Source organism: Streptomyces sp. NPDC027189 (genome assembly GCF_055566975.1).
In genome coordinates, this window is the sequence record NZ_JBVHRI010000029.1 from 47,430 (window position 1) to 67,687 (window position 20,258).

Below are 20,258 nucleotides of genomic sequence, written 5' to 3' on the forward strand. Positions count from 1 at the left end.
GTGGTGGGGGTGGTGTGAGGGGGAAAAGGAGGGAGGGACTGGGTGGGTTAAGAAACGTGATGGCCCACCCCACCCCCTTCCCCCCCCGAAAACCCCCCCCCCCCCCCCCCGCTGCGCCCCCTGCGGGCCCTGATTCCCGCTGCCGGCTACATCCCGGACTTCCTCACACCGCCCGTGACGGGCGGCGGCTTGTCGGCCGGCCTCGACCAGCTGCGGCGCACTCCCCGCGCACGGCTGGTCCGGGAGCTGACGCGGCTGGCCGAGTCGCGCCCCGTGCCGAACTGGACGACCTCGCTGGGCCGACCCGGCAGCGACGCGCTCAAGTCCCTGGCGGGAGCCCTCGGGATCTACTTCCGCGCCCTGCTCGAACCGTACTGGCCGCACATCCGAACGGCCGTCGGCAACGATGTCGAGCTGCGCTCCCGCGCTCTCCTCGACGGCGGCACCCAGGCGCTGCTCGACGGGCTGCGCCCGCTGGCCCGCTGGAGGGCTCCCGTGCTCGAAGTGGACTACCCCACCGAGCGCGACCTGTACCTGGAGGGTCGGGGCCTGCTTCTCGTCCCGTCCTATTTCTGCTGGCGCCGTCCGACCGCGCTGGCGGACCCGGGCCTCGATCCGGTGCTCGTCTACCCGGTCGAGAAGGCGCCCCTCGCCGTCGCGCACGGCACGGACGACGGCCTCGAACGTCTGCTGGGCCGCACCAGGGCGGCTGTACTGACGGCGGTGGCGAGCCGCACCGCCCGCACCACCTCCGAAGTCGCCCTGGCCCTGGGGATCGCGCTGCCCAGCGCCAGCTACCAGATCGGCGTCCTGCGCGACGGGGGACTCGTGACCAGCCACCGCGAGGGCAAGTACGTCCTGCACGTGGCCACTCCGCTGGGAGTGCGACTCCTTGGCGCGGGCAGTTTCTCCGGTGCCCGGTGAATCCGCGGCGGAGACCGGTGAACCCGCGGCGCCAGGCTCTGGGCGGAGCGTGGCATGATCGGGGCCATGCCTGAACGCGTTGTGGCCGCCTGTGACGGGGCTTCGAAGGGAAACCCGGGACCCGCCGGATGGGCCTGGGTCGTCGCCGACGGGGACGAGTCCCCCACCCGCTGGGAGGCCGGCCCGCTGGGCACGGCGACCAACAACGTCGCCGAACTCACCGCGCTGGAGCGCCTGTTGACGGCGATCGCGCCGGACGTGCCGCTGGAGATCCGGATGGACTCCCAGTACGCGATGAAGGCCGTCACGACCTGGCTGCCCGGCTGGAAGCGCAAGGGCTGGAAGACGGCCGCCGGAAAGCCCGTCGCCAACCAGGAACTGGTCGCCCGCATCGACGAACTCCTCGACGGCCGCACCGTGGAGTTCCGCTACGTCCCCGCCCACCAGGTCGACGGCGACCGTCTCAACGACTTCGCCGACCGCGCCGCGAGCCAGGCCGCCACCGTCCAGCAGCCCGCGGGCAGCGACCTCGGGTCCCCGGAGCCGCCGCCCTCTCCCGACACCCCGGGGCCCGCCCGCCGCCGCAATTCCACGAAGGCCGCGGCGCGGCCGAGCACGTCGAGCCGCACCATCAAGGCCAAGTTCCCCGGCCGCTGCGTCTGCGGCCGCTCATACGCCGCTGGCGAGCCCATCGCCAAGAACGGCCAGGGGTGGGGGCACCCGGAGTGCCGTACCGTCGAGACGAGCAACGCGTAGGCGCGCCCTCCCGCGTCAGGAGACTTCGCGCAGAGAGGCGCTCACGGCCAGGTCTTCGTCGAGCTTCGCCACGACCTGAGCGGCGAGCGCAGCCGGGAAGTCCCGGACCGCCCACCCCGCGACGAGGCCCAGGAACCCGGCCAGCGCGCTCCGCACGGATTCGAGCAGCGCCGGAAGCTCGCTCAAGGCCAGTTCGATGGGCAGGCCGGCCGGGCGTTCCGCGTCCGGCCACAGCCGGACGAGCGTTCCGGAGCGCTCGACGCCAGGCGTGGGGTCGTGGCCGAGCCAGGGCGTTTCGCTGTCCAGCAGCCCCTGCCAGTCCCGCCAGTTCTCCAGACCGACGCAGCAGCCGGGCGGCACGGCGACTCCGGTGGCGGAGTCCTGGACCCACAAGCCGCCCGGAGCGATGACGGATTCGACCGACACCAGACGGCGCAGCATCGCGAGGCCGTCCGCGGGGCCGGGGTCATGTCGCTTGCGCCGCGTCTTGTTGTAGCCGGCCAGGACCGCCATCGCGGTACCGACCTCGAGCGGCGACAGGTCGCCGGAGAGGACGAGCAACCGGTCCGCGGGCCGGCCGGCGGTGGGCCACAGCGTGAAGTCGGCGGCTTCGTAGGTCTCCAGTACGGGGTCCATGATCAGCACGCCTCTCATCCTGCCGATCGGCGCGGATGAGCGCCGTTCCTTTTCCGAAGGTCCAGGAAGCCCCTCGCGATGTCCGAAGATCCCGGAAGCCCCTTGCGCGAGGAGCCCCCGGGGCGGGAACCGGCCCTGATCAGGCGGCGTCGAACGTGTAGTACGCGGTGTGATCCAGCAGATCCGCCGGCCGTACGTCGTTCCAGGGCTTCATCGTCTCGCCGAGGTCGACGACGTCGGGTGTACCGGCCGTCGGCAGATAGCCCGAGTCGGGGTGGCGGCGCTGCCAGTCGGCCCACAGCTTGTCTATGTAGGCGTGGTGGAGCCAGAAGACCGGGTCGTTGGGGGAGACGCCGGTGGCCATCTGCCCGCCGACCCAGACATGGACCCGGTTGTGCAGATTGACGCCGCGCCAACCTTCGAGGTGATTGCGGAAGCCGTCCGAGGCGCTGTTCCACGGCGCCATGTCGTATGTGGCCATGGCGAGCACGGACTCCACCTCGGCGCGGGTCGGCAGCTCCCGGGCGCCGCTGCCGAGCGACCTGCGCAGGTACGTACGGCTGTCGACGCGCACGTTGATCGGCCAGTTGCCCGACGAGGCCGCGAACGGGCCGTCCATCACCCGGCCGTCCAGGCTGCGCCCGGTTCCGCCGAGGAAGTCGGGCGCCCACAGCGACGAGCGCGACGAGCGGTCGGCGCTCCAGTCCCAGTACGGCAGCGCGACGGAGGAGTCGACGGACTGCAGTGCCTGCTCGAACTCGATGAGGAATCTGCGGTGCCAGGGCAGGAACGACGGTGAACGGTGGCCCGTGCGCTCGCCGTTGTCCGTGTCACCCATGATGAAGGCATTGTGTGTCGTGACGAAGGCGTCGTACCGGCCACTTCGCTTGAGCTGCACGAGCGCGTCGACGAAACGCCGCTTCTCGTCGGCGGTCAGGCTCGCCTGGTTCTTGCGTACGGTCATGTGCGGGACTCCACGATCTGCTTGCGGGTTCGGTCAGTTGGCGTTGAAGGGGACGAGCGGTGCCCCCTGCAGCTCCACGACCGCGGCGCGGGCGGCGGCGCGCGGGGTGGGCACAGGGGCGTAGTGGCTGACGACACTGATCCAGCTGCCGTCGGCGTTCCGCATCACATGCAGCTCCACGCCGTCGACGAACACGGCGTAGCCGGCGCCGTGGTGGTGGCCGCCCCCGCTGGCGGGGCGGCCCTCTATGCGGCGGCCGCGGTAGACCTCGTCGAAGGCATCCGGCCCGCCGTGGTGGTGTTCGCCGGTCGACACCCTCGGTGCGGCGGACACAGAGGATGCGGTGACGGCCTGGGTACCAGCCACAGCGGCCAGTGCGGCCGCAGCCCCGAGGGCACGACGACGAGTGAGTTCCGGCATGCGAAGACCTCCTGCAATCAGTCCTGTTGACGACTCGGTATGCCTATCGGGTCGTCAAAGAGCGGGAGAAATCGCCGGATGTCGGTTGGCTGTGATCCAGACAATTAAGTAAATGTCGTGCAAGCTTGAACGAAGATGATCTTGCTGTCGAGGGCGGTCGTGACCCACCGGAACGTGCAATTCCTCCCGTTGGGCGCCCCGCTGTTGATGATCTTGCTGAGGCGGCCCGTCGCGAGTGGTGTGGCTCACCCCCGCAAGGTGACGTGAAATCCGGGGGTTGTACCGACTGCTGATCTTCGTGATCAATTGACCGCTTTGTGCGACAAGGGGGAGTGCGCGTGGAGATCGCGCGCGTCGGCGGCGGACCCACAAGCCTGCACTTCTCGATCCTGATGAAGCGCCAGGACCCGTCCCATGACATCGCCGTCCATGAGCGGAACCCGGCCGGATCGACGTACGGCTGGGGGTGACCTACTGGGCGGGCCTGCTCGACAAGCTGCGCGAGGGCGACCCGGAATCCGCGCTCGCCGTCAGCGAGAACTCGGTGCGCTGGAGCGACGGGGCCGCACACGTGGGCGATCGCACGACGGTGCACCAGGGGGACGAGGGATTCGGCATCGGCCGTCGCCGCATGCTCGACCTGCTCGCCGAGCGTGCGGCGTCGCTCGGCGTACTCGATCGGCGCGGGCGCCACCCTCGCCCTGGAGGACGCCCTCTCCCTGGCCGGAGCGCTGCGCGAGCAGCCGGAACTCGAATGCGCTCTCACGCATGACGAGCGGACCCGCAGATCCGCGCTCCTGCCGGTCCAGAGCGCGGCCCGCCACAGCGCCCAGTGGTACGAGAACCTCCCGCGCTACATCCACCTCCCACCGGCGCAGATGTTCGCCCTGCTCGGGCAGCGCCACTCTCCGCTGGTTCCGTACGTCCCGCCGCAGCTGTACCACCGGATCGACCGCGCGGCCGGACAACTGGAGGCGCTGCGCCGGTTCAAGCGCTGGCTGGGGCCACGAGTGGCCGGTACGGTGCACGCCCGCTCCCACCGGTAGCCGCGCGGCGACGAGTCGACCGCCCTTGGGGTGAATGGCGATTCACCGATATGGTGAATTGTCATTCACCTACTTTTTCGCGTCTACTTCTGGAGCATCCATGGCGGCCCTGCGTGACCGGCTGGCGGTCCCTGTCCTGGCGTTCGGCGGGATCCTCATGGCCGTCATGCAGACCGTCGTGGTGCCGTTGCTGCCGGACCTGCCACGGCTGACGGGCGCCTCGGCGAGCGCGGTCTCCTGGATGGTGACGGCGACACTGCTGTCCGGAGCGGTGCTGACGCCCGTGCTGGGCCGCGCCGGAGACATGTACGGCAAGCGGCGCGTGCTGCTGATGGCGCTCGGGATGATGACGGTGGGGTCGCTCCTGTGCGCCATCACGTCGGACATCGGCGTGCTCATCGCGGCGCGGGCCCTGCAGGGGGCCGCGGCCGCCGTCGTACCGCTGTCGATCAGCATCCTGCGGGACGAACTGCCTCCGCAACGCACGGGTTCCGCCGTGGCGCTCATGAGCTCCACCGTGGGCATCGGCGCCGCCCTCGGCCTGCCGCTCGCCGCGCTGATCGTCCAGTACGCCGACTGGCACGTCATGTTCTGGGCGACGACCGCACTCGGCGCCTGCGGACTGACGCTGGCCTGGTGGGCGGTGCGCGAGTCGCCCGTCCGCGAGCCCGGCCGCTTCGACACGCTGGGCGCGGTGGGTCTGGCGGCGGGACTCGTATGCCTGCTGCTGGGGGTGTCGCAAGGCGGCACCTGGGGCTGGGGCAGCGCCCGGATCCTGGGCCTGTTCGTGGCTTGCGTTCTCATCATGACCCTGTGGTGGATACAGCAGCGGCGTACCGAACGGCCGCTGGTCGACCTGAAGCTGGCCGCCCGCCCGCGGGTCGCCCTGCCGCACGTCGCCGCGCTCCTGACGGGCTTCGCCTTCTACGGGAACTCCCTGGTGACGGCGCAGCTGGTGCAGGCGCCGAAGGAGACCGGTTACGGGCTCGGCCTGTCCATCGTGGCGACCGGCCTGTGTCTGCTGCCCGGTGGCGTCACCATGCTGTTGCTCTCGCCCGTCTCGGCGCGCATCTCGGCCGCCCGCGGCCCCCGCGTGACGCTGGCCCTCGGGACCGCGATCATCGCCCTCGGCTATGTCATCCGCATCATGGACAGCCGCGACCTGTGGCTGATCATCCTGGGCGCCACGGTCTGCGCGATCGGCACGACCTTCGCCTACTCGGCCCTGCCCACCCTGATCCTGCGCGCCGTGCCCGCCGGACAGACTGCGTCCGCCAACGGTGTCAACGTCCTGATGCGCACCATCGGGCAGGCCGTGTGCAGCGCCGCCGTGGCCGCCGTCCTGGTCCACCACACGAGCCTCGTCGGCGGCGCCCCGCTACCCACGCTGCACGGCTATCTGCTGGCCTTCGCCATGGCGGGTACGGTCGCATTGGTGGCCTGCGCCGCCGCCCTCGCCATACCCGCCTCCTCCGGGGACACCCGAAGGAGCCGCGGCCGTACCGGAGCGCCCCGCGACGAGGCCCTCGAAGGAGCATGAGCACCGTGACCAGCCCGCACCCCGGTCTCACGGCACCGCCTGCCGCCCCGCCGCGCCGTGACGCCGAGGCGACGAAGGCGGCCATCCTGCGCGCGGCCCGCCATCTGCTGGCCCGGCACGCCCATGGGGACATCACGCTCAAGGCAGTCGCCGACCGGGCGGGGGTGAGTGCGCCGCTGATCCTGAAGTACTTCGGCAACAAGGACGCGCTGTTCGCGCGGGTCATGTCCTTCGAGTCCGATGCCGAGGCTCTGCTGGACGCGCCCCTGGAGGATCTCGGCCGCCACATGGTCCGCCATCTGCTGGAGGGCCAGACCCAGCGCGGCGCCGATCCCATCCTGCGGATCGTCTTCGCCCCGATCCAGGGCGAGCAGGGCGACATCCTGCGCACCAACTTCCGTATCCAGGTCAGCGACCGCCTCGCCGAGCGCCTCGGCGGCCCCGACGCGGGCCTGCGCGCCGAACTCGCCGTCGGCACCCTGCTCGGCCTCGGCGTGATGTACGGCATCGCCCGCGGCACCCGCCTGCGCGCCACCGCGATCGAGGACATCGTCGACCGGTACGCCCCGACGGTGCAGGCCCAGCTCACGCCTTGAGCCGAGGAGAGCGCGACTGACGGCTCCCGAACGCCGGTCCGGACTCAGTTCACCCCGTACGGCCGGAACTGAATGCTGATCCGCGGTCCCGCTGCCCGCGCCGACTTGGGGATGGCGTGCTCCCAGGTGCGCTGGCAGGAGCCGCCCATCACGATCAGGTCGCCGTGCCCGAGGGGGCGCCGCACAGTGTCGCCCCCTCGGCGCGGGCGCAGCAGCAGGTCGCGCGGGGCGCCGACCGACAGGATGGCGACCATGGTGTCCTCGCGCGCGCCCCGGCCGATCCGGTCCCCGTGCCAGGCCACGCTGTCCCGGCCGTCCCGGTAGTAGCAGAGCCCTGCCGTGGTGAACGGTTCGCCGAGCTCGGCGGCGTAGTGCGCGGACAGCGCGTCCCTTGCCTCGTCCAGGACCGGATGCGGCAGCGGATCACCGGCGCGGTAATAGGCGAGCAGCCGCGGTACGTCCACCGTGTGCTCGTACATCTGCCGCCGCTCCGCCCGCCACGGCACGTCGGCCGCGAGCCGGGCGAAGAGCGCGTCGGCCCCGCCGAGCCACCCGGGCAACAGGTCGATCCAGGCCCCGTCGCCCAGCACGGTGCGGCGCATCCCGTTCAGCGGACCGAGACGGAGCTCGTCGGTCTGGTCGAAGAGCGAACCCTGGAGGTGCATGGCCATGCGACCAGCTTATCCCTGTAATCGAATACGTGTTCCATACCTGGGTGGTCGCCTCGCTCACCAGGGGAGCCGCCCGTCGGCGTCGAAGTAGCCTCCCGTGGGTCCGTCCGGGCCGATCTGCGCCATCCGGACGATGATCTCGGCGCCCTCCTCGACGGACTGGGTGCCCGTGCGACCGTTCAGGTCGGTCGCCGTGTATCCGGGCTCGACCGCGTTGATCCGCATGGCCGGGAACGCCTTCGCGTACTGCACGGTGATCATGTTGACCGTGGTCTTCGACGCCGGATAGGCGACGCCTGGGTAGGCGTACGCCGGGGCGGCGGGGTCGGTGACGTGGGCCATCGAACCCAGGCCGCTGCTGACGTTCACCACGACCGGGGCGGCGGACCGCTGCAGCAGCGGCAGGAACGCGTGGGTGACGCGGACGACGCCGAAGACGTTCGTCTCGAACAGGTCCCGCATCATCTCGGCGGTCACGTCCGCCGCGCCGATCACGGTGTTCCCCGCACCGCGCTGTTCGACGCCGGCATTGTTGATCAGTACGTCGAGCCCACCTTCGGCCTCGACGGTCTTCGCCGCGGCGGCGACGGACGCGTCGTCGGTGACGTCGAGGACGACCAGCCGCGCCCCCAGCTGTTCGGCGGCCCGCCGCCCGCGCTCCGGGTCCCGGCTGCCCAGGTAGACGGTGTGGCCCGCCGCGATGAGTCGGCGTGCGGTCTCGAAGCCGAGACCCTTGTTCGCTCCGGTGATCAGTGTCGTAGTCATGTCTCCAGGCTCCGCACCGATGGCGTGGTCTGCCAGGAGTCCCGTCTTCCTGGGACTGTCAGTACCAGGCATGTCCGCGCCGGGCCGTGCACAGTGGTGGCATGGCGAGCACGGAGTTCGGGCGGACGGTACGGCGGTGGCGCGACCGGGTCGCTCCGGAAGCGGCCGGGTTGCCCGCGGGCGGCCACCGGCGCGCGGCCGGGCTGCGCCGCGAGGAGCTGGCCCTGCTGGCCGGGATATCGGTCGACTACATCACCCGCCTCGAACAGGGCCGGGCGACCAACCCGTCGGAGCAGGTCGTCGAGGCGCTCGGCCGTGCCCTGCGGCTGTCGGCGCCCGAGCGTGAACATCTCTTCCATGTCGCCGGGCTCGTCCCGCCGGGACGGGACTCGGTGCCCGCCCACATCACGCCGAGCGTCCAACGGCTGCTGGACAGGCTGGCCGGAACACCCGTCGCGGTCTACGACGCGGCCTGGACGCTGCTGCTGGTCAACCCGATGTACGCGGCATTGATGGACGATCCGTCCAGTTGGCGCGGCAACGAGCGCAACGGGGTGTGGCGCAATTTCGTCGGCCCGGGCAGCCGCGTCCGTCGCTCTCCCGAGGCCCAGCGCGCGTTCGAGGCCGCCCTCGTCGCCGACCTGCGCGCGACCTCGAGCCAGTATCCGGCGGACCAGCGGTTGCGGCGCCTGATCGCGGAACTGCGGGCGAACAGCGACCGGTTCGCCGAGCTGTGGGATTCCGGAGCCGTGGGCCGGCACGAGGCGTCGCGCAAGACCGTTCACCACCCGCGGGTGGGCCCCTTGACGCTCGACTGCGACGTGCTCAGCGTCGCCGGCAGTGACCTGCGCATCATGATCTACACCGCCGAGCCCGACACGGAGGACGCCGAACGCCTTGAGCTGCTCGGCGTACTCGGCACTCAGGCACTCGTGGAGCGCTAGCCGACGTCGTCGAGCACCTCGCGGATCACGTGCTCGGCGTTGGCCGCGATCACGGGGTTCGTCGTTCGGTAGTAGGGGAGTTGGGTCAGCGCCATGGACAGGGCCCAGCCGCGGCCGCGTGCCCACGTCGCGTCGTCGGCGCCCGCGGCCTGCCGGAAGGCGGGCCTCGCCTCGGCGGGGAGGAGGTTCCAGGCGGCGATGAGGTCGCAGGCGGGGTCGCCGATGCCCACGGTGGCGAAGTCGAGGACGGCACCGAGGCGGCCCTGGCGGGTGAGGAGGTTCATGGGCATCAGGTCGGAGTGGAGCCAGACGGGCGGGCCGGTCCACAAGGGCGCCGCGAGTGCCGCTTCCCAGGCCGCCGTCGCCGCCGACGTATCGATCGTGCCGTGGAGTTCGGCGATCGCGGAGCGCGTCTCGTCGTCGGCGGTCGCCAGCGGCCCGCCCCGGTAGGCGGCTGGCCCGCCGGGCAGGTCGACCTGCCGCATCGCGGAGACGAAACCGCCGAGGTCGGCGGCCAGCGCACCCGGGTCCGTGAGGCGGCCGGGGACAGGGAGCTCGCCGTCAAGCCAGCGGAGCACGCTCCAGGGCCACGGATATCCCTCTCCGGACACACCGACGGCGAGGACCTCGGGAATCGCGCAGGGCAGCAGAGGCGTGAGCCGCGGCAACCAATCCCCCTCCTTCTCCACATCACCGGCGCCCTCCGGGATGCGGGGAAGGCGCACGGCCATGTCGTCGCCGAGCCGGTAGAGGGCGTTGACGGTGCCGGCCGACTCGACGCGCTTCAGCGGCAGTTCGGCCCAGTTCGGGAACTGCGCGGCCAGCAGCCGTCGGACGAGCGCGTCGTCGATCGGCACCTCATGGGCGTGCATCGGGCCTGACGGCATGGGCGCCTGCTTCCTGTGGGGGAGGTCAACTTTCGCCATCCTGAGCCTCGTTCGGGCTTCCGCGCACCGCATTTTGGCCTCCTCGTCACTCCAGGCAACCTTGCGGGCGCCGCCGTCGTCTTGATCGGCAACGGGTGGGCAGCGCGTGCGCCGTGGTGAACCAGGGATTTCCAGTTGGAAATCCGGCGCACTATACCCTCCGCGTATACATGTCGTGTATACGCGGAGGGTATAGCCGGATCGTCACGCGCCGCCGACCAGCAGGAACCAGGAACGGCGCGCACCGGCGGCCGACGCGTGACCGCGGCCGACGGTGGCATACGGAAAGGCACACATGTACGGCAAGGCCTTCGCCCCGGAGTACCAGGGCGCTTTGACCACCCTGTCCGTGAACTCCTCGCTGACCGACGTCCTCGCGGCCGGCGCCGAGCAACTGCGCGCCGCCGAGCGCTCGGGGGCGCGGGCCGAGGCGGCCCGTTCAGGTCTCGCGGTTGCAGAGGCACACCGTCGCCTCGGGCAGGTGGCGGACGCCGACCGGGCATGGAAGGCGAGCTATCGCACGGCCCGCGAGGCCGGGGACAGCGGGGCGATGGCGTGGGCGCTGTGGAGCGGCGGCACGCTGGCCCGGCAGCGCGGCGCGTTCCCGCTGGCGTGGCGGCTGCTGCGCCTCGCCGCCGAACTCGGCGGACAGGCCGGCGATGTGGTCGTCCGCGGCTACTCCCTGGCGGGGATGGCGGAGACCGGCCGCATCCAGGGCGACTACGCGGCCGTGACCGCCCTGCACGAACAGCTCCTGGCCGAGGCCCGCAAGCGCGGCGAGGCCCGGCACACCGTGTGGGCCCTGGAGGGCATCGCGCAGATACACCGCAACACCGGTGCCTACGACACGGCGTACGCCATGTTCGAGGAGGCGGCCGAGATCGCCGCGCGCGCCGAGGACCGGCGCGGCCACGCCTGGGCCCTGCGCGGCCTCGCGGACATCCTCTCCGTACGCGACCAGGACGTGGACCGCGCGCTGGATCTGCTGAGCGAGGCGGAGGTGTCCTGCCGCGCGATGAACCTGTCCGGCGCGCTCGCCTACAACCACAAGATGCGCGGCAACGTTCTCTACCGGGCCGGGCGTTACGAACAGGCCCGCGAGGTCTATGCGCAGGCTCTCGCGGAGTTCGAGGCGATGAGCGAGCCGCGCGGCAGGGCGCTGTCCCGGCTCGGACTCGTCAAGTCCCTGGCGCGCCTCGGCCGTGACCGCGCCGAGACCGCCGCCGACTTGGTCGAACTGGCCCGCGTACTGGAGGGCATCGGGCTGCGCCACGCCCGGCAGATGGTCGACCGAGCGCGGACGGAGCTCGGCTTGACGCCGGAGCCCGAGGGTGCCCGCGCGGAGGCCGCCCGATGAACTCCACGGCCCTGCAGTCACCGCCCACCGCGCCTCAGATCCTGCGCCGCTGCCGTGAACTGGTCGCCCCGGCCCTCGCGGAGGCGATCGGCGGACTGCACCCCTGGGTGGCGGAAATGGCCGGATACGCGCTGGGCCGCTGTGAGGTCGGCGGCGCCCCCGCGACCCACAGTCAGGGCAAGGGCGTACGGCAGGCGCTGGCCGTACTGGGCGCGGAGGTGGCCGGAGGTCCCGGTGAGGCGGGCGTGCCGGGTGCTGTCGCGGTGGAACTCGTGCACACCTTCTCGCTGCTCCACGACGACATCATGGACGGCGACGCGCTGCGCCGCGGCCGCCCCGCGCTCTGGAAGGCGTACGGCACCGGCCCCGCCGTACTCGCCGGCGACGCCCTCTTCGCCCTGGCCGTGGAGACCCTCACCGCGGCGCCCGCGACTCCGCACGCCGCGGCGGCCGTACGGCATCTGACCACGGCCCTGCGCGACCTGGTCCGCGGCCAGGCGGACGACCTGCTGTTCGCGGACCGCCCCTGGACCGGGCCCGGGGCGGTCGGCGTGGGGGAGTACGAGACGATGGCCGAGCACAAGACCGGCGCCCTGCTCGGCTGCGCGCTGGCCCTGGGCGCCCAACTGGCGGGAGCGCCGTGGGAGACCGCCACCGCACTGGACCGTGCCGGGCGTCATCTCGGAGTGGCCTTCCAGATCGCCGACGACCTTCTGGGCATCTGGGGTGAGCCGGCCGTCACGGGCAAACCGGTCCACAGCGACCTGCGCCAGGGAAAGAAGACCCTCCCGGTCCTCGTCGCCCTGAACGCGCCCGGCCATCCCGCCCTCGCCGAACTCCTCGCCTCCCCAACCGCCCTCGACGACACCGGCGTACGCAAGGCGGCGGCCCTCGTCGAGCGGGCCGGCGGTCGTACAGCGGCTCTGCGTGAGGCCGGCGGTCATCTCGCCGCGGCGGACGCGCTGCTGGCGACGGCGTCGCTCGCGCCGCGTCCGGCCGAGGAACTGCGCTCCCTGCTGTCCTCCCTCGCCCACCGGACGATCTGACACCTCCGTGCCTCCGGACCCGTCCGCTCCGGGCCGGAGGCGCTGCGACATCCGTCACATGTACGGGTCGGCAGGCCTCGCCAGGCAACCGCCTCATCCCCCCTCACATCTGTCCGGGCGACGCGCAGTTGGTCACCTGTTGATCACCGAGAAGTGAACTTTCGTAAAGAGATCGCCCGGAAATCAATAAAAGGGATCTTTCGTCTTTACATGGACATGGCGAATCGGTGAGGGTGTCGCATCGGGGCCCCAAAGCCCCCATGGCGCCCAACAGCGCTGTGCCTCATGGCAGTTGGTGATCCCGGCTGCCCTGCTCGAAGGAATTCAGTGCGTAGACCCCACATACGCCGCGTGGCGATCGCCGTCGCGGTGACGACGGCCGCCACGCTCCCGGCGGGCCCCGTCTTCGCGGCCGCGCCCGACTCGCCCGCTCTCCAGGCGACTTCGGCCTCCTCGACGGTCGACGCCGCCCGTGCGGCCGCCTTCGCGCACGCGTCGGCGACCGGTGTCACCCAGGGCGACACCCTGCGGGCCAAGGACGTCATGACGGACCCGGACGGCAAGCGGCACGTCCGCTTCGTCCGCACCCACCAGGGCCTTACGGTCCTCGGCGGCGACATGGTCGTCCACCTCAGCAAGCAGTTGGCCTACCTCGGTGTGACCCGGGCCGCCGACCACGCGGTCAAGCCGGCCACCACCGAGGCGAAGCTCACGCCCCAGCAGGCCGAGCAGAAGGCCGCCGCGGTCGCCAAGGGCGACGCGAGCAGCGCGGAACTCGTGGTGGACGCCCGCGACGGCGCGGCCGCCCTCGCCTACCAGGTGCGCGTGACGGACAGCGAGACCGCGGAGGCCGGCGGCTCCAGCACGGTCGTCGTCGACGCCCAGACCGGCAAGATACGCAGCAACACCCCCGACAGCGACGAGTTCATCTCGCCGTCCCTCGAGGAGACGCTGCGCAAGCGGGGCGAGCAGGCGACCCCCGAGACGGGCGCGGCCACCCAGTCGTCCGGCCTGGTCGGCGCGACGGGAGCCACCCACTACCCGGTCACCGCCACCGGGAGCGGAAAGTCCCTCTTCGTCGGCACGGTCACGCTGAAGACCACCCAGACCGCGCGCACCAGCTTCCTCCTCAAGGACCCCACCCGGTGGAACACGGAGACCCGGGACGCCAGGGGGCAGGAGCTGGAGGCCTTCTCGCGCGGCAAGAAGTTCACCGACGGTGACAACAAGTGGGGCACCGGCACCACCTCCAGCCGGACCACGGCGGCGGTCGACGCCCAGTACGGCATCACCAAGACGCTGGACTTCTACAAGAAGACGTTCGGCCGCAAGGGCATCAAGAACAACAGCGCCGGTGCCCGCGCGATGGTCCACTTCGGCAACAAGGTCGGCAACGCCTTCTGGGACTCGACCTGCGGCTGCATGCTGTACGGCGACGGTGACGGCGATCTGTTCAAGAAGCCGCTGGTCGTCCTGGACGTCACCGGCCACGAGCTGACCCACGGCGTCGTCGACGCCACCGCCGCCCTCGAACCCACCCGCGTGGACCAGGACGGCAACCAGTTCGGGGAGCCCGGCGCCCTCAACGAGTCGCTCGCCGACATCTTCGGCTCGAACGTCGAGTTCGCCACCAACAACCCGAACAACCCGCCGAACTACCTCGTGGGCGAGAAGCTGGGCCTCGCGCAGAAGTTCCTGCGCCGCCTGGACCGTCCCTCCCTCGACCAGCTCGAAGGCACGATCGACTACTGGTCGCCCGCGGCCTACGACACCGAGGTGCACGCGGGTTCCGGCGTCTCCTCGCACGCGTACTACCTGCTCGCCGAGGGCAGCGGTCGCAAGACGATCGGTGGCGTGCAGTACGACTCGCCGACGTACGACGGTTCGCAGGTGACCGGCATCGGACGCGCCAAGGCCACCGCGATCTTCTACCGGGCGCTCACCCGCTACATGGTCTCCACGACCGATTTCCACGACGCGCGGAAGGCCACCCTCAAGGCCGCCGCCGACATCTACGGGGCGAACAGCACCGAGTACAAGACGGTGGACAAGGCCTGGGCCGCGGTCAACGTCACGACCGCCAACACGCCCGCCGCCGGTCGCTGACCGCCAACACGCCCGCCGCCGGTCGCTGACCGGCGACACGTCCGGGCACCGACCCGTGACGCATCCGGGCACCGGAGGGTGACAGTCCCGGGTGCCGAGGGAAGAAGGGTGCCCTGCCGTACGGCAGGGCACCCTTCGTCGTCGCTGAACTCAGTGCTGCTGCGCCTTCTGCGGCGTCGCCTCGCTGGGACGTACGACGACGTACCCCTCGCCCTCCAGCTTCAACTGCACGGCCTCGCCGGAGCCGCCGCGGATCATCGAGCCGATCGACTGCGAGCGGTGCAGCGAGGTGTGCAGGTGGGCGGTCCAGCCGACGACCGCGTCCGTGTCGACGTACACCGGCTGCTGCTGCGAGACGGGGATGACCAGCGGGTTGCCCTCGCAGATCAGCCCGAGGCCGCCATGGCCGGTGAAGACGCTGTTGAAGAGGCCGCCGCCGGTGATCCCCGCGCCCTTCACGGTCTTTATCTCGTACGACAACGTGGCGTCGAAGCACAGGACGTTGCGGCCGTTCACGGTGAACACGTCGCCCGGCTCGATGCCGACGATGAAACAGTTCTGCGCCTCGTGCGCGAACCAGACCTCACCCTGCCCGCGGACGGTCATCAGCGGGAGTCCCTCACCGGTGACCGCCCGCTTGAGCATGCCGCCGACGCCCTGGCCCTTGCGCTCGAACTGCAGATTCCCCCGGTAGGCGATCATCGCCCCCTGCCGCGCGAACATCTCGCCGTTGACGGCGTACTTGATGGACTTGGCGTTCTGGATGGTCATGCCCGGCGCGAGAGCGGGCTGCACCATGTGGTCACTGGAAAAGAGATCACCCTTCATGCGGGCATCTTGGCCCGGAGGATTTCGTTCCGCCAAGATCGTGCAGGCCATCGTGCGGACCTGAGACATTCGACGGCGATCTTGTGACAGGCGAATGACAGGCGAAAGGGCCGGTCCGGGTGAACCGGACCGGCCTTCACGGCAGTTGTCAGGCGGCGTCGGCCGCGCCGACCTGGCTGTGCAGGCGGCTGACGACCTCCGTGAGCTGCGCGGCGACCTCGGCGTCGTCGACGGGGTGAGTCTCGGCGAAGCGGGTCACGGAGCCGGGGATGGAGAGCTTGACGTCCTCCAGGACGGTGCCGCCGGCGATGCCCACGGCCTTGCGGGCCTCGTCCTGTGCCCAGACGCCGCCGAACTGGCCGAACGCGGTACCGATCACGGCGACCGGCTTTCCGGTGAAGGCGCCGGCGCCGTAGGGGCGGGACAGCCAGTCGATGGCGTTCTTCAGCACGGCCGGGATCGTGCCGTTGTACTCGGGCGAGAAGAGCAGGAAGGCGTCGGCGCGGCCGGCGGCCTCACGCAGCCGGACGGCGGTGGCGGGCACGCCGCCCTCGATGTCGATGTCCTCGTTGTAGAAGGGGACCTCGGCCAGGCCCTCGAACAGCTCGACCTCCGCGCCCTCCGGGGCGAGCTTGACGGCCGCCTCGGCGAGCTGACGGTTGTGGGAGCCGGCGCGCAGGCTGCCGACGAGCGCGAGGATACGTACGGACATGGTGATCTCCCGAAGCTGAAACATTGCCGCAATAAAACGGACCGAGGTCCGGTTAAATATGTGTACCACTAAACCGGACCACGGTCCAGTTGTCCTCGAATGCGGCTACGCTGGGTGCATGTCCACTCCACTCCCGCCGTTCCCGAAGCGACAGGAACCGTCCGACGAACCCGTGCTGATGGAGCTCACCGGCCCCGGCGAGGCCCCCCAGCTGCGCGCCGACGCCGCACGCAACCGCGCGCGTCTGCTGGAGGCCGCCGCCCGCCTGGTGGAGGAGCACGGGGTGGCCAAGGTGACGATGGATGCCGTCGCCGCCGCGGCATCAGTGGGCAAGGGGACCGTCTTCCGGCGATTCGGCGACCGCACCGGCCTGCTGATGGCGCTCCTCGACCACACCGAGCAGCGGTTCCAGGCCGCCTACATCAGCGGTCCACCCCCGCTCGGCCCCGGCGCGTCACCGGTGGAGCGCTTGCACGCCTTCGGCTGTCGCGCCCTCCGTCAGACTTCCGAGCAGCTCGACCTCTACCTCGCCGCCGAGCCGGACCCCTTCCGCCGCTTCAACTCGGCCCCGTACCGTGTCCGCTTCATGCACGTCTGCATGCTGCTGCGCCAGACCGACCCGACCACGGACATCGAACTCGTCGCCCAATCCCTGATGGGATACCTGGAACCCGCCCTGGTCCACCACCTGACCCGCCAGCGCGGCATGTCCCTGGAGCGCTTGGAGTCGGGCTGGCACGACATGGTGGAGCGGAGTACGCGTCCGGCGACCGCCTAGCGCCCCTGGGCCTCAAGGCGGACAATGCGGGCATGGGTCACCGCCTCGATGATGTGAGCGCACCCGCTCGGCTGGCCGGGCCGGAAGAAGGCATCAGTCAGGAGGAGCTGGCGCTGGCCGCACGGAATCATGGGATGCCGTTGGAGGCGCTGCGGTACGAGGTGACGCCGCCGGGGCTGCACTATGTGCTGACGCACTACGACATCCCGTATGGGGAAGAGGGGGCGTGGCAGCTCGTCGTCGGGGGCGGGGTGCGGCAGCCGCTGGTGCTCGGGATGGATGAGCTGAGGGCGTATCCCGCGGTCACGCGGCGGGTGACGCTGGAGTGTGCGGGCAATGGGCGGGCCCTGTTGACGCCCCGGCCGGTGAGTCAGCCGTGGCTGGTGGAGGCGGTCGGTACCGCGGAGTGGACCGGTGTGCCGTTGCGGGTGCTGCTTGACGCGGCCGGGGTCGAACCCGGGGCGGTGGACGTGGTGTTCACCGGCGCCGATCATGGGGTCGAGCGCGGTGTCGAGCAGGACTACCAGCGGGCCCTTCCGCTCGACGTGGCCATGGGCGGCGAGCCCGAGGTGTTCGTGGCGTACGAGATGAATGGCGGTCCGCTGCCGCCGCAGCACGGACATCCGGTGCGGCTGGTGGTGCCCGGCTGGTACGGCATGGCGCATGTGAAGTGGCTGCGCGAGATCAGCGTGACGGACAGGCCGTTCACGGGATTCCAGCAGGCCGTGGCCTATCGGCTTCGGCAGGACGCCGGGGACGAGGGTCGACCGGTCACCCGGATCGCCCCGCGCGCCCTGCTGATCCCGCCCGGATTCCCGGACTTCATGTCCAGGACGCGGGTGGTCCGGCCGGGTGTCGTGGCGCTGGAGGGACGCGCCTGGTCGGGGCGCGCGCCGGTGACCGGGGTCGAGGTCAGCACGGACGAGGGGCGTTCCTGGTACGCGGCCGATCTCGACGGGAGCGGTGACCACCGCTGGGCCTGGCGCCCCTGGCGCTTCGTCTGGACGGCCACCCCCGGCCCTCATGTGCTCAGCGCGCGGGCCACCGATGCCGAGGGGCACACCCAGCCGCTGGACCAGCCGTGGAACCGGGGCGGCTTCGCGAACAACCTGGTCCAGCGGGTCCCGGTACTCTGCCTGGACTTCGAGGATGCCGGGTGAGCGGGCGGCCGGAGCCCCGGCCGCCCTGGACCACCCGTCAGTTGAACGGGTCCAGCGTGACGTACGCCTGTTGCGGATTGCCGTCGTGGACGAGCGACTCGTAGTTCCCGACGTCGTCGAACGCGAACGCGTAGGCCTTCCCGTCGGCCATCTGCGCATGGATCTTGCGGGCGTAGTGGTTGGTCACCGTGTCCTGGTAGAAGTTCGCCGAGCCGGTGTCCGGCTGGTTGGGGTTGACCAGGAGCGTGGAGCGGTTGAAGCCCGCGCACAGGGTGCGTGAAATGGGGCCCCGCACCAGGTCGTTGGGCGCGTCGAGCCGTTTGTAGCAGCCGAAGATGCTGTCGGAGTCGGGCTTCTGGAAGCTGGTGACGACGGCTCCGGCGCTGTTGGTGAAGTTCATGACGTCGCCGGAGACCCGGCCGAAGTACTTCGTGTTCGGCTGGTCGGCGAAGGGCGTCACCGTCAGCGTCGACGTACGGTACTTCTGCCACACCCGGTTGACGTAGTCGTCCATGACCGTGCTGGGCAGCGCGCCCGCCTCGATGCCGTGACCAGGGGCGAGGGCCCGCAGCACGGTGCCGTCGGACCGGGTCTGGATCAGGTTGGCCCAGCCGCCGGGCTGACCCCGAAGGGCGTTGAAGAAGCCGTTGTATCCGCCCGCCTTGAGGTGGCCGGTGTTCTTCGTCGTGCCGTCGGCGAGCTGGACTCCGACGGCGTACGGTGCCGAGAACATATCGACCTGTGTGCTGTTGATCCACAGACCGGAGTCATTGAGTGTGTACTCGGACCAGTTGAAGAGGATATTGCGGTTGGGGTCACTCGGGTTCTGCACGGCCGGCTGCACGAGACCGCCGGTCGTCAGCCGGAAGTCGAGCTTCTGCCCGTACGAGAAGTAGATCCGTCCGGAGAACTTGGGGATCCGGATCGTCTTCGACTGCCCGTTCGCCGGACCCACGATCGACGCGTCGGGCGCGGGCGTCGGCGGATTGCCGCCCGCGGGCCAGGCGTGGAACGTGCCGTTCGCGTCGGCCCAGCCCTGCTGGCCCGTCGACAGCAGCGTTCCGAGGTCGTAGATGTACACCGGGTCGCTGCGGCCGGAGTTGTTCGTGAACTTCAGCGGGATGGTCGTCGGGACGGCCGCGTTCGCGTCGGAGGGGGCGCCGAACGTGAGAAGCGCCGTGGTGGCGGTGGCCGCAGCCACCACCAGGGCATGCCATTTGAGACTCCTGAGCCTTCTGGGCACTCGCTCTCTCCTTGGGTGGGGGGATTCCAACGAGGTCGATTCCGGCGGAGTGGAGCCGTCCGGTTCTCGTTGAGAGCGCTCTCAGAATTGCGGCGGGTGACGTACATGTCAACGATTCGGACCAGATTGGTCTGGTCCAACTCGGCCTGGGGTGGCGTCACATGGTGATGTCCGAGGCGGTTCTGACGGGCAGCCGGCGGAAGTGGTCACGATTGCCGTGGGAGGGCGGCTGAGCTGCTCGTCGATGGCCGCGCGGCCCTCGTCGTGAACTGCATCGGACGTTCCCAGCAGGACATCGGCGACGGCCGGAAGGACTGGATGGAGGGGACTCGCTTTGGGGAAATGCGCGGGGGCTGAGGGGCGGTCCCAGGGAAACGGCCCCAACAGAAAACGGCCCTGAGGGATCACACGGCGGGCTCGCGCTGCAGGGCGAGCTGCCTTCCGGCCCAGCCCGTCATGGTCGTGCACGGCGTGCGCATGGCTCATTCCCATCGTCCACCGGCTCGGTCTCTCCACTCGTCGGAGGGCATCGTGGAAACGTGATCCGGCAATTCAGGACGTGCGCGTGCGGCCGGCCGGCAGCCCGGGGCTGACGAGTCCGCTCTCGTAGGCAATGGTGACCAGGTGGGCGCGGGAGGAAGCGCCGAGCTTCCGCAGGATCTGGTTCAGATGGGACTTGACCGTGGTTGCGCCCGGCGGCGTACATGTCAACGATTCGGACAGGGTTGGTCTGGTCCAATCGTGCTCGGGTCGTGGCCGGTGACCGCTGGCGAATCGAGGACTTCGACCTCGTGCCAACGGCCGTCTCCCGGCGAAGGGTTGACCGGGGAAGGGCCTCGC

The 20,258-nt window shown here is 70.6% G+C and carries 20 protein-coding genes and 1 pseudogene; 11 read left to right on the forward strand and 10 right to left on the reverse strand.

What is annotated here, in order from left to right; translation table 11 throughout:
• Positions 1 to 174 precede the first annotated feature (174 nt).
• Positions 175 to 924: an ArsR/SmtB family transcription factor gene (locus ACZ4RZ_RS41880; protein WP_467752804.1), complete on the forward strand. Its 750-nt coding sequence runs from the start codon at positions 175 to 177 to the stop codon at positions 922 to 924.
• 54 nt (positions 925 to 978) lie between these two features.
• Positions 979 to 1,680: a ribonuclease H family protein gene (locus ACZ4RZ_RS41885; RefSeq protein WP_467752805.1), complete on the forward strand. Its 702-nt coding sequence runs from the start codon at positions 979 to 981 to the stop codon at positions 1,678 to 1,680.
• 15 nt (positions 1,681 to 1,695) lie between these two features.
• Here ACZ4RZ_RS41885 and ACZ4RZ_RS41890 read toward each other — a convergent pair whose 3' ends face one another.
• From ACZ4RZ_RS41890 to melC1, 3 genes are all read right to left on the reverse strand, one after another.
• The gene (locus ACZ4RZ_RS41890; RefSeq protein WP_467752806.1) at positions 1,696 to 2,334 is read right to left on the reverse strand and encodes a hypothetical protein; all 639 of its coding nucleotides are present in this window, start codon (positions 2,332 to 2,334) and stop codon (positions 1,696 to 1,698) included.
• 121 nt (positions 2,335 to 2,455) lie between these two features.
• Positions 2,456 to 3,280 carry a tyrosinase MelC2 gene (gene melC2, locus ACZ4RZ_RS41895; protein WP_467752807.1) on the reverse strand — a complete coding sequence of 275 codons (825 nt, stop codon included), beginning with the start codon at positions 3,278 to 3,280 and terminating at the stop codon, positions 2,456 to 2,458.
• 33 nt (positions 3,281 to 3,313) lie between these two features.
• Positions 3,314 to 3,700, reverse strand: a complete 387-nt coding sequence (gene melC1, locus ACZ4RZ_RS41900; protein WP_467752808.1) for an apotyrosinase chaperone MelC1 — start codon at positions 3,698 to 3,700, stop codon at positions 3,314 to 3,316.
• Positions 3,701 to 4,038: 338 nt separating this feature from the next.
• On the opposite strand from melC1, the pseudogene ACZ4RZ_RS41905 reads away from it, so the two are divergent.
• The 3 genes and pseudogenes from ACZ4RZ_RS41905 (at position 4,039) to ACZ4RZ_RS41915 (ending at position 6,882) form a co-directional block, all read left to right on the forward strand.
• Positions 4,039 to 4,746, forward strand: a pseudogene (locus tag ACZ4RZ_RS41905) (hypothetical protein).
• 100 nt (positions 4,747 to 4,846) lie between these two features.
• On the forward strand, positions 4,847 to 6,286 hold the full coding sequence (locus tag ACZ4RZ_RS41910) for an MFS transporter (RefSeq protein ID WP_467752809.1): 1,440 nt from the start codon (positions 4,847 to 4,849) through the stop codon (positions 6,284 to 6,286).
• On the forward strand, positions 6,283 to 6,882 hold the full coding sequence (locus ACZ4RZ_RS41915; protein ID WP_467752810.1) for a TetR/AcrR family transcriptional regulator: 600 nt from the start codon (positions 6,283 to 6,285) through the stop codon (positions 6,880 to 6,882). The genes ACZ4RZ_RS41910 and ACZ4RZ_RS41915 overlap by 4 nt, the downstream gene beginning before the upstream one ends.
• Positions 6,883 to 6,926: 44 nt before the next feature.
• Here the strand turns inward: ACZ4RZ_RS41915 and ACZ4RZ_RS41920 are convergent, their stop codons facing one another.
• Both ACZ4RZ_RS41920 and ACZ4RZ_RS41925 read right to left on the reverse strand, forming a co-directional pair.
• A complete protein-coding gene (locus ACZ4RZ_RS41920; protein WP_467752811.1) occupies positions 6,927 to 7,553 on the reverse strand; it encodes an alpha-ketoglutarate-dependent dioxygenase AlkB in 627 nt (208 codons plus the stop codon).
• Positions 7,554 to 7,610: 57 nt separating this feature from the next.
• Complete coding sequence (locus ACZ4RZ_RS41925) at positions 7,611 to 8,318, reverse strand: SDR family oxidoreductase (RefSeq protein ID WP_467752812.1); 708 nt, start codon at positions 8,316 to 8,318, stop codon at positions 7,611 to 7,613.
• 101 nt (positions 8,319 to 8,419) lie between these two features.
• Here ACZ4RZ_RS41925 and ACZ4RZ_RS41930 point away from each other — a divergent pair, with 101 nt between their 5' ends.
• Positions 8,420 to 9,262: a helix-turn-helix transcriptional regulator gene (locus tag ACZ4RZ_RS41930; protein WP_467752813.1), complete on the forward strand. Its 843-nt coding sequence runs from the start codon at positions 8,420 to 8,422 to the stop codon at positions 9,260 to 9,262.
• On the opposite strand, the gene ACZ4RZ_RS41935 is transcribed toward ACZ4RZ_RS41930, so the two are convergent.
• Positions 9,259 to 10,149: an aminoglycoside phosphotransferase family protein gene (locus ACZ4RZ_RS41935; RefSeq protein WP_467752814.1), complete on the reverse strand. Its 891-nt coding sequence runs from the start codon at positions 10,147 to 10,149 to the stop codon at positions 9,259 to 9,261. The genes ACZ4RZ_RS41930 and ACZ4RZ_RS41935 overlap by 4 nt on opposite strands.
• 334 nt (positions 10,150 to 10,483) lie before the next feature.
• Between ACZ4RZ_RS41935 and ACZ4RZ_RS41940 the strand changes: the two genes are divergently transcribed.
• The 3 genes from ACZ4RZ_RS41940 (at position 10,484) to ACZ4RZ_RS41950 (ending at position 14,697) form a co-directional block, all read left to right on the forward strand.
• Positions 10,484 to 11,545: a tetratricopeptide repeat protein gene (locus ACZ4RZ_RS41940; protein ID WP_467752815.1), complete on the forward strand. Its 1,062-nt coding sequence runs from the start codon at positions 10,484 to 10,486 to the stop codon at positions 11,543 to 11,545.
• On the forward strand, positions 11,542 to 12,591 hold the full coding sequence (locus ACZ4RZ_RS41945) for a polyprenyl synthetase family protein (RefSeq protein WP_467752816.1): 1,050 nt from the start codon (positions 11,542 to 11,544) through the stop codon (positions 12,589 to 12,591). The genes ACZ4RZ_RS41940 and ACZ4RZ_RS41945 overlap by 4 nt, the downstream gene beginning before the upstream one ends.
• Before the next feature lie 327 nt (positions 12,592 to 12,918).
• Positions 12,919 to 14,697 carry a M4 family metallopeptidase gene (locus tag ACZ4RZ_RS41950; RefSeq protein ID WP_467752817.1) on the forward strand — a complete coding sequence of 593 codons (1,779 nt, stop codon included), beginning with the start codon at positions 12,919 to 12,921 and terminating at the stop codon, positions 14,695 to 14,697.
• Between the two features lie 150 nt (positions 14,698 to 14,847).
• Here the strand turns inward: ACZ4RZ_RS41950 and ACZ4RZ_RS41955 are convergent, their stop codons facing one another.
• Together ACZ4RZ_RS41955 and ACZ4RZ_RS41960 are read right to left on the reverse strand one after the other, a co-directional pair.
• The gene (locus ACZ4RZ_RS41955) at positions 14,848 to 15,525 is read right to left on the reverse strand and encodes an AIM24 family protein (protein WP_467752818.1); all 678 of its coding nucleotides are present in this window, start codon (positions 15,523 to 15,525) and stop codon (positions 14,848 to 14,850) included.
• Between the two features lie 148 nt (positions 15,526 to 15,673).
• Entirely contained in the window at positions 15,674 to 16,237 is a 564-nt protein-coding gene (locus ACZ4RZ_RS41960) for an NADPH-dependent FMN reductase (protein ID WP_467752819.1), read from the reverse strand.
• 118 nt (positions 16,238 to 16,355) lie between these two features.
• On the opposite strand from ACZ4RZ_RS41960, the gene ACZ4RZ_RS41965 reads away from it, so the two are divergent.
• Positions 16,356 to 17,015, forward strand: coding sequence for a TetR/AcrR family transcriptional regulator (locus ACZ4RZ_RS41965; protein ID WP_467752820.1), 660 nt, complete (start codon positions 16,356 to 16,358; stop codon positions 17,013 to 17,015).
• A gap of 32 nt (positions 17,016 to 17,047) precedes the next feature.
• Entirely contained in the window at positions 17,048 to 18,175 is a 1,128-nt protein-coding gene (locus tag ACZ4RZ_RS41970) for a sulfite oxidase (protein ID WP_467752821.1), read from the forward strand.
• A gap of 37 nt (positions 18,176 to 18,212) precedes the next feature.
• Here the strand turns inward: ACZ4RZ_RS41970 and ACZ4RZ_RS41975 are convergent, their stop codons facing one another.
• Positions 18,213 to 19,418, reverse strand: a complete 1,206-nt coding sequence (locus tag ACZ4RZ_RS41975; RefSeq protein ID WP_467752822.1) for a glycoside hydrolase family 64 protein — start codon at positions 19,416 to 19,418, stop codon at positions 18,213 to 18,215.
• Positions 19,419 to 19,970: 552 nt separating this feature from the next.
• Positions 19,971 to 20,216: a response regulator transcription factor gene (locus ACZ4RZ_RS41980; protein WP_467752823.1), complete on the reverse strand. Its 246-nt coding sequence runs from the start codon at positions 20,214 to 20,216 to the stop codon at positions 19,971 to 19,973.
• Positions 20,217 to 20,258: the final 42 nt, after the last annotated feature.

Bases quoted from the DNA above. Each gene is read 5' to 3' on its own strand.
- ACZ4RZ_RS41885 (WP_467752805.1), top strand. From the start codon at position 979: ATGATCGGGGCCATGCCTGAACGCGTTGTGGCCGCCTGTGACGGGGCT.
- ACZ4RZ_RS41890 (WP_467752806.1), bottom strand. From the start codon at position 2,334: ATGAGAGGCGTGCTGATCATGGACCCCGTACTGGAGACCTACGAAGCC.
- melC2 (WP_467752807.1), bottom strand. From the start codon at position 3,280: ATGACCGTACGCAAGAACCAGGCGAGCCTGACCGCCGACGAGAAGCGG.
- melC1 (WP_467752808.1), bottom strand. From the start codon at position 3,700: ATGCCGGAACTCACTCGTCGTCGTGCCCTCGGGGCTGCGGCCGCACTG.
- ACZ4RZ_RS41910 (WP_467752809.1), top strand. From the start codon at position 4,847: ATGGCGGCCCTGCGTGACCGGCTGGCGGTCCCTGTCCTGGCGTTCGGC.
- ACZ4RZ_RS41915 (WP_467752810.1), top strand. From the start codon at position 6,283: ATGAGCACCGTGACCAGCCCGCACCCCGGTCTCACGGCACCGCCTGCC.
- ACZ4RZ_RS41920 (WP_467752811.1), bottom strand. From the start codon at position 7,553: ATGGCCATGCACCTCCAGGGTTCGCTCTTCGACCAGACCGACGAGCTC.
- ACZ4RZ_RS41925 (WP_467752812.1), bottom strand. From the start codon at position 8,318: ATGACTACGACACTGATCACCGGAGCGAACAAGGGTCTCGGCTTCGAG.
- ACZ4RZ_RS41930 (WP_467752813.1), top strand. From the start codon at position 8,420: ATGGCGAGCACGGAGTTCGGGCGGACGGTACGGCGGTGGCGCGACCGG.
- ACZ4RZ_RS41935 (WP_467752814.1), bottom strand. From the start codon at position 10,149: ATGCCGTCAGGCCCGATGCACGCCCATGAGGTGCCGATCGACGACGCG.
- ACZ4RZ_RS41940 (WP_467752815.1), top strand. From the start codon at position 10,484: ATGTACGGCAAGGCCTTCGCCCCGGAGTACCAGGGCGCTTTGACCACC.
- ACZ4RZ_RS41945 (WP_467752816.1), top strand. From the start codon at position 11,542: ATGAACTCCACGGCCCTGCAGTCACCGCCCACCGCGCCTCAGATCCTG.
- ACZ4RZ_RS41955 (WP_467752818.1), bottom strand. From the start codon at position 15,525: ATGAAGGGTGATCTCTTTTCCAGTGACCACATGGTGCAGCCCGCTCTC.
- ACZ4RZ_RS41960 (WP_467752819.1), bottom strand. From the start codon at position 16,237: ATGTCCGTACGTATCCTCGCGCTCGTCGGCAGCCTGCGCGCCGGCTCC.
- ACZ4RZ_RS41965 (WP_467752820.1), top strand. From the start codon at position 16,356: ATGTCCACTCCACTCCCGCCGTTCCCGAAGCGACAGGAACCGTCCGAC.
- ACZ4RZ_RS41970 (WP_467752821.1), top strand. From the start codon at position 17,048: ATGGGTCACCGCCTCGATGATGTGAGCGCACCCGCTCGGCTGGCCGGG.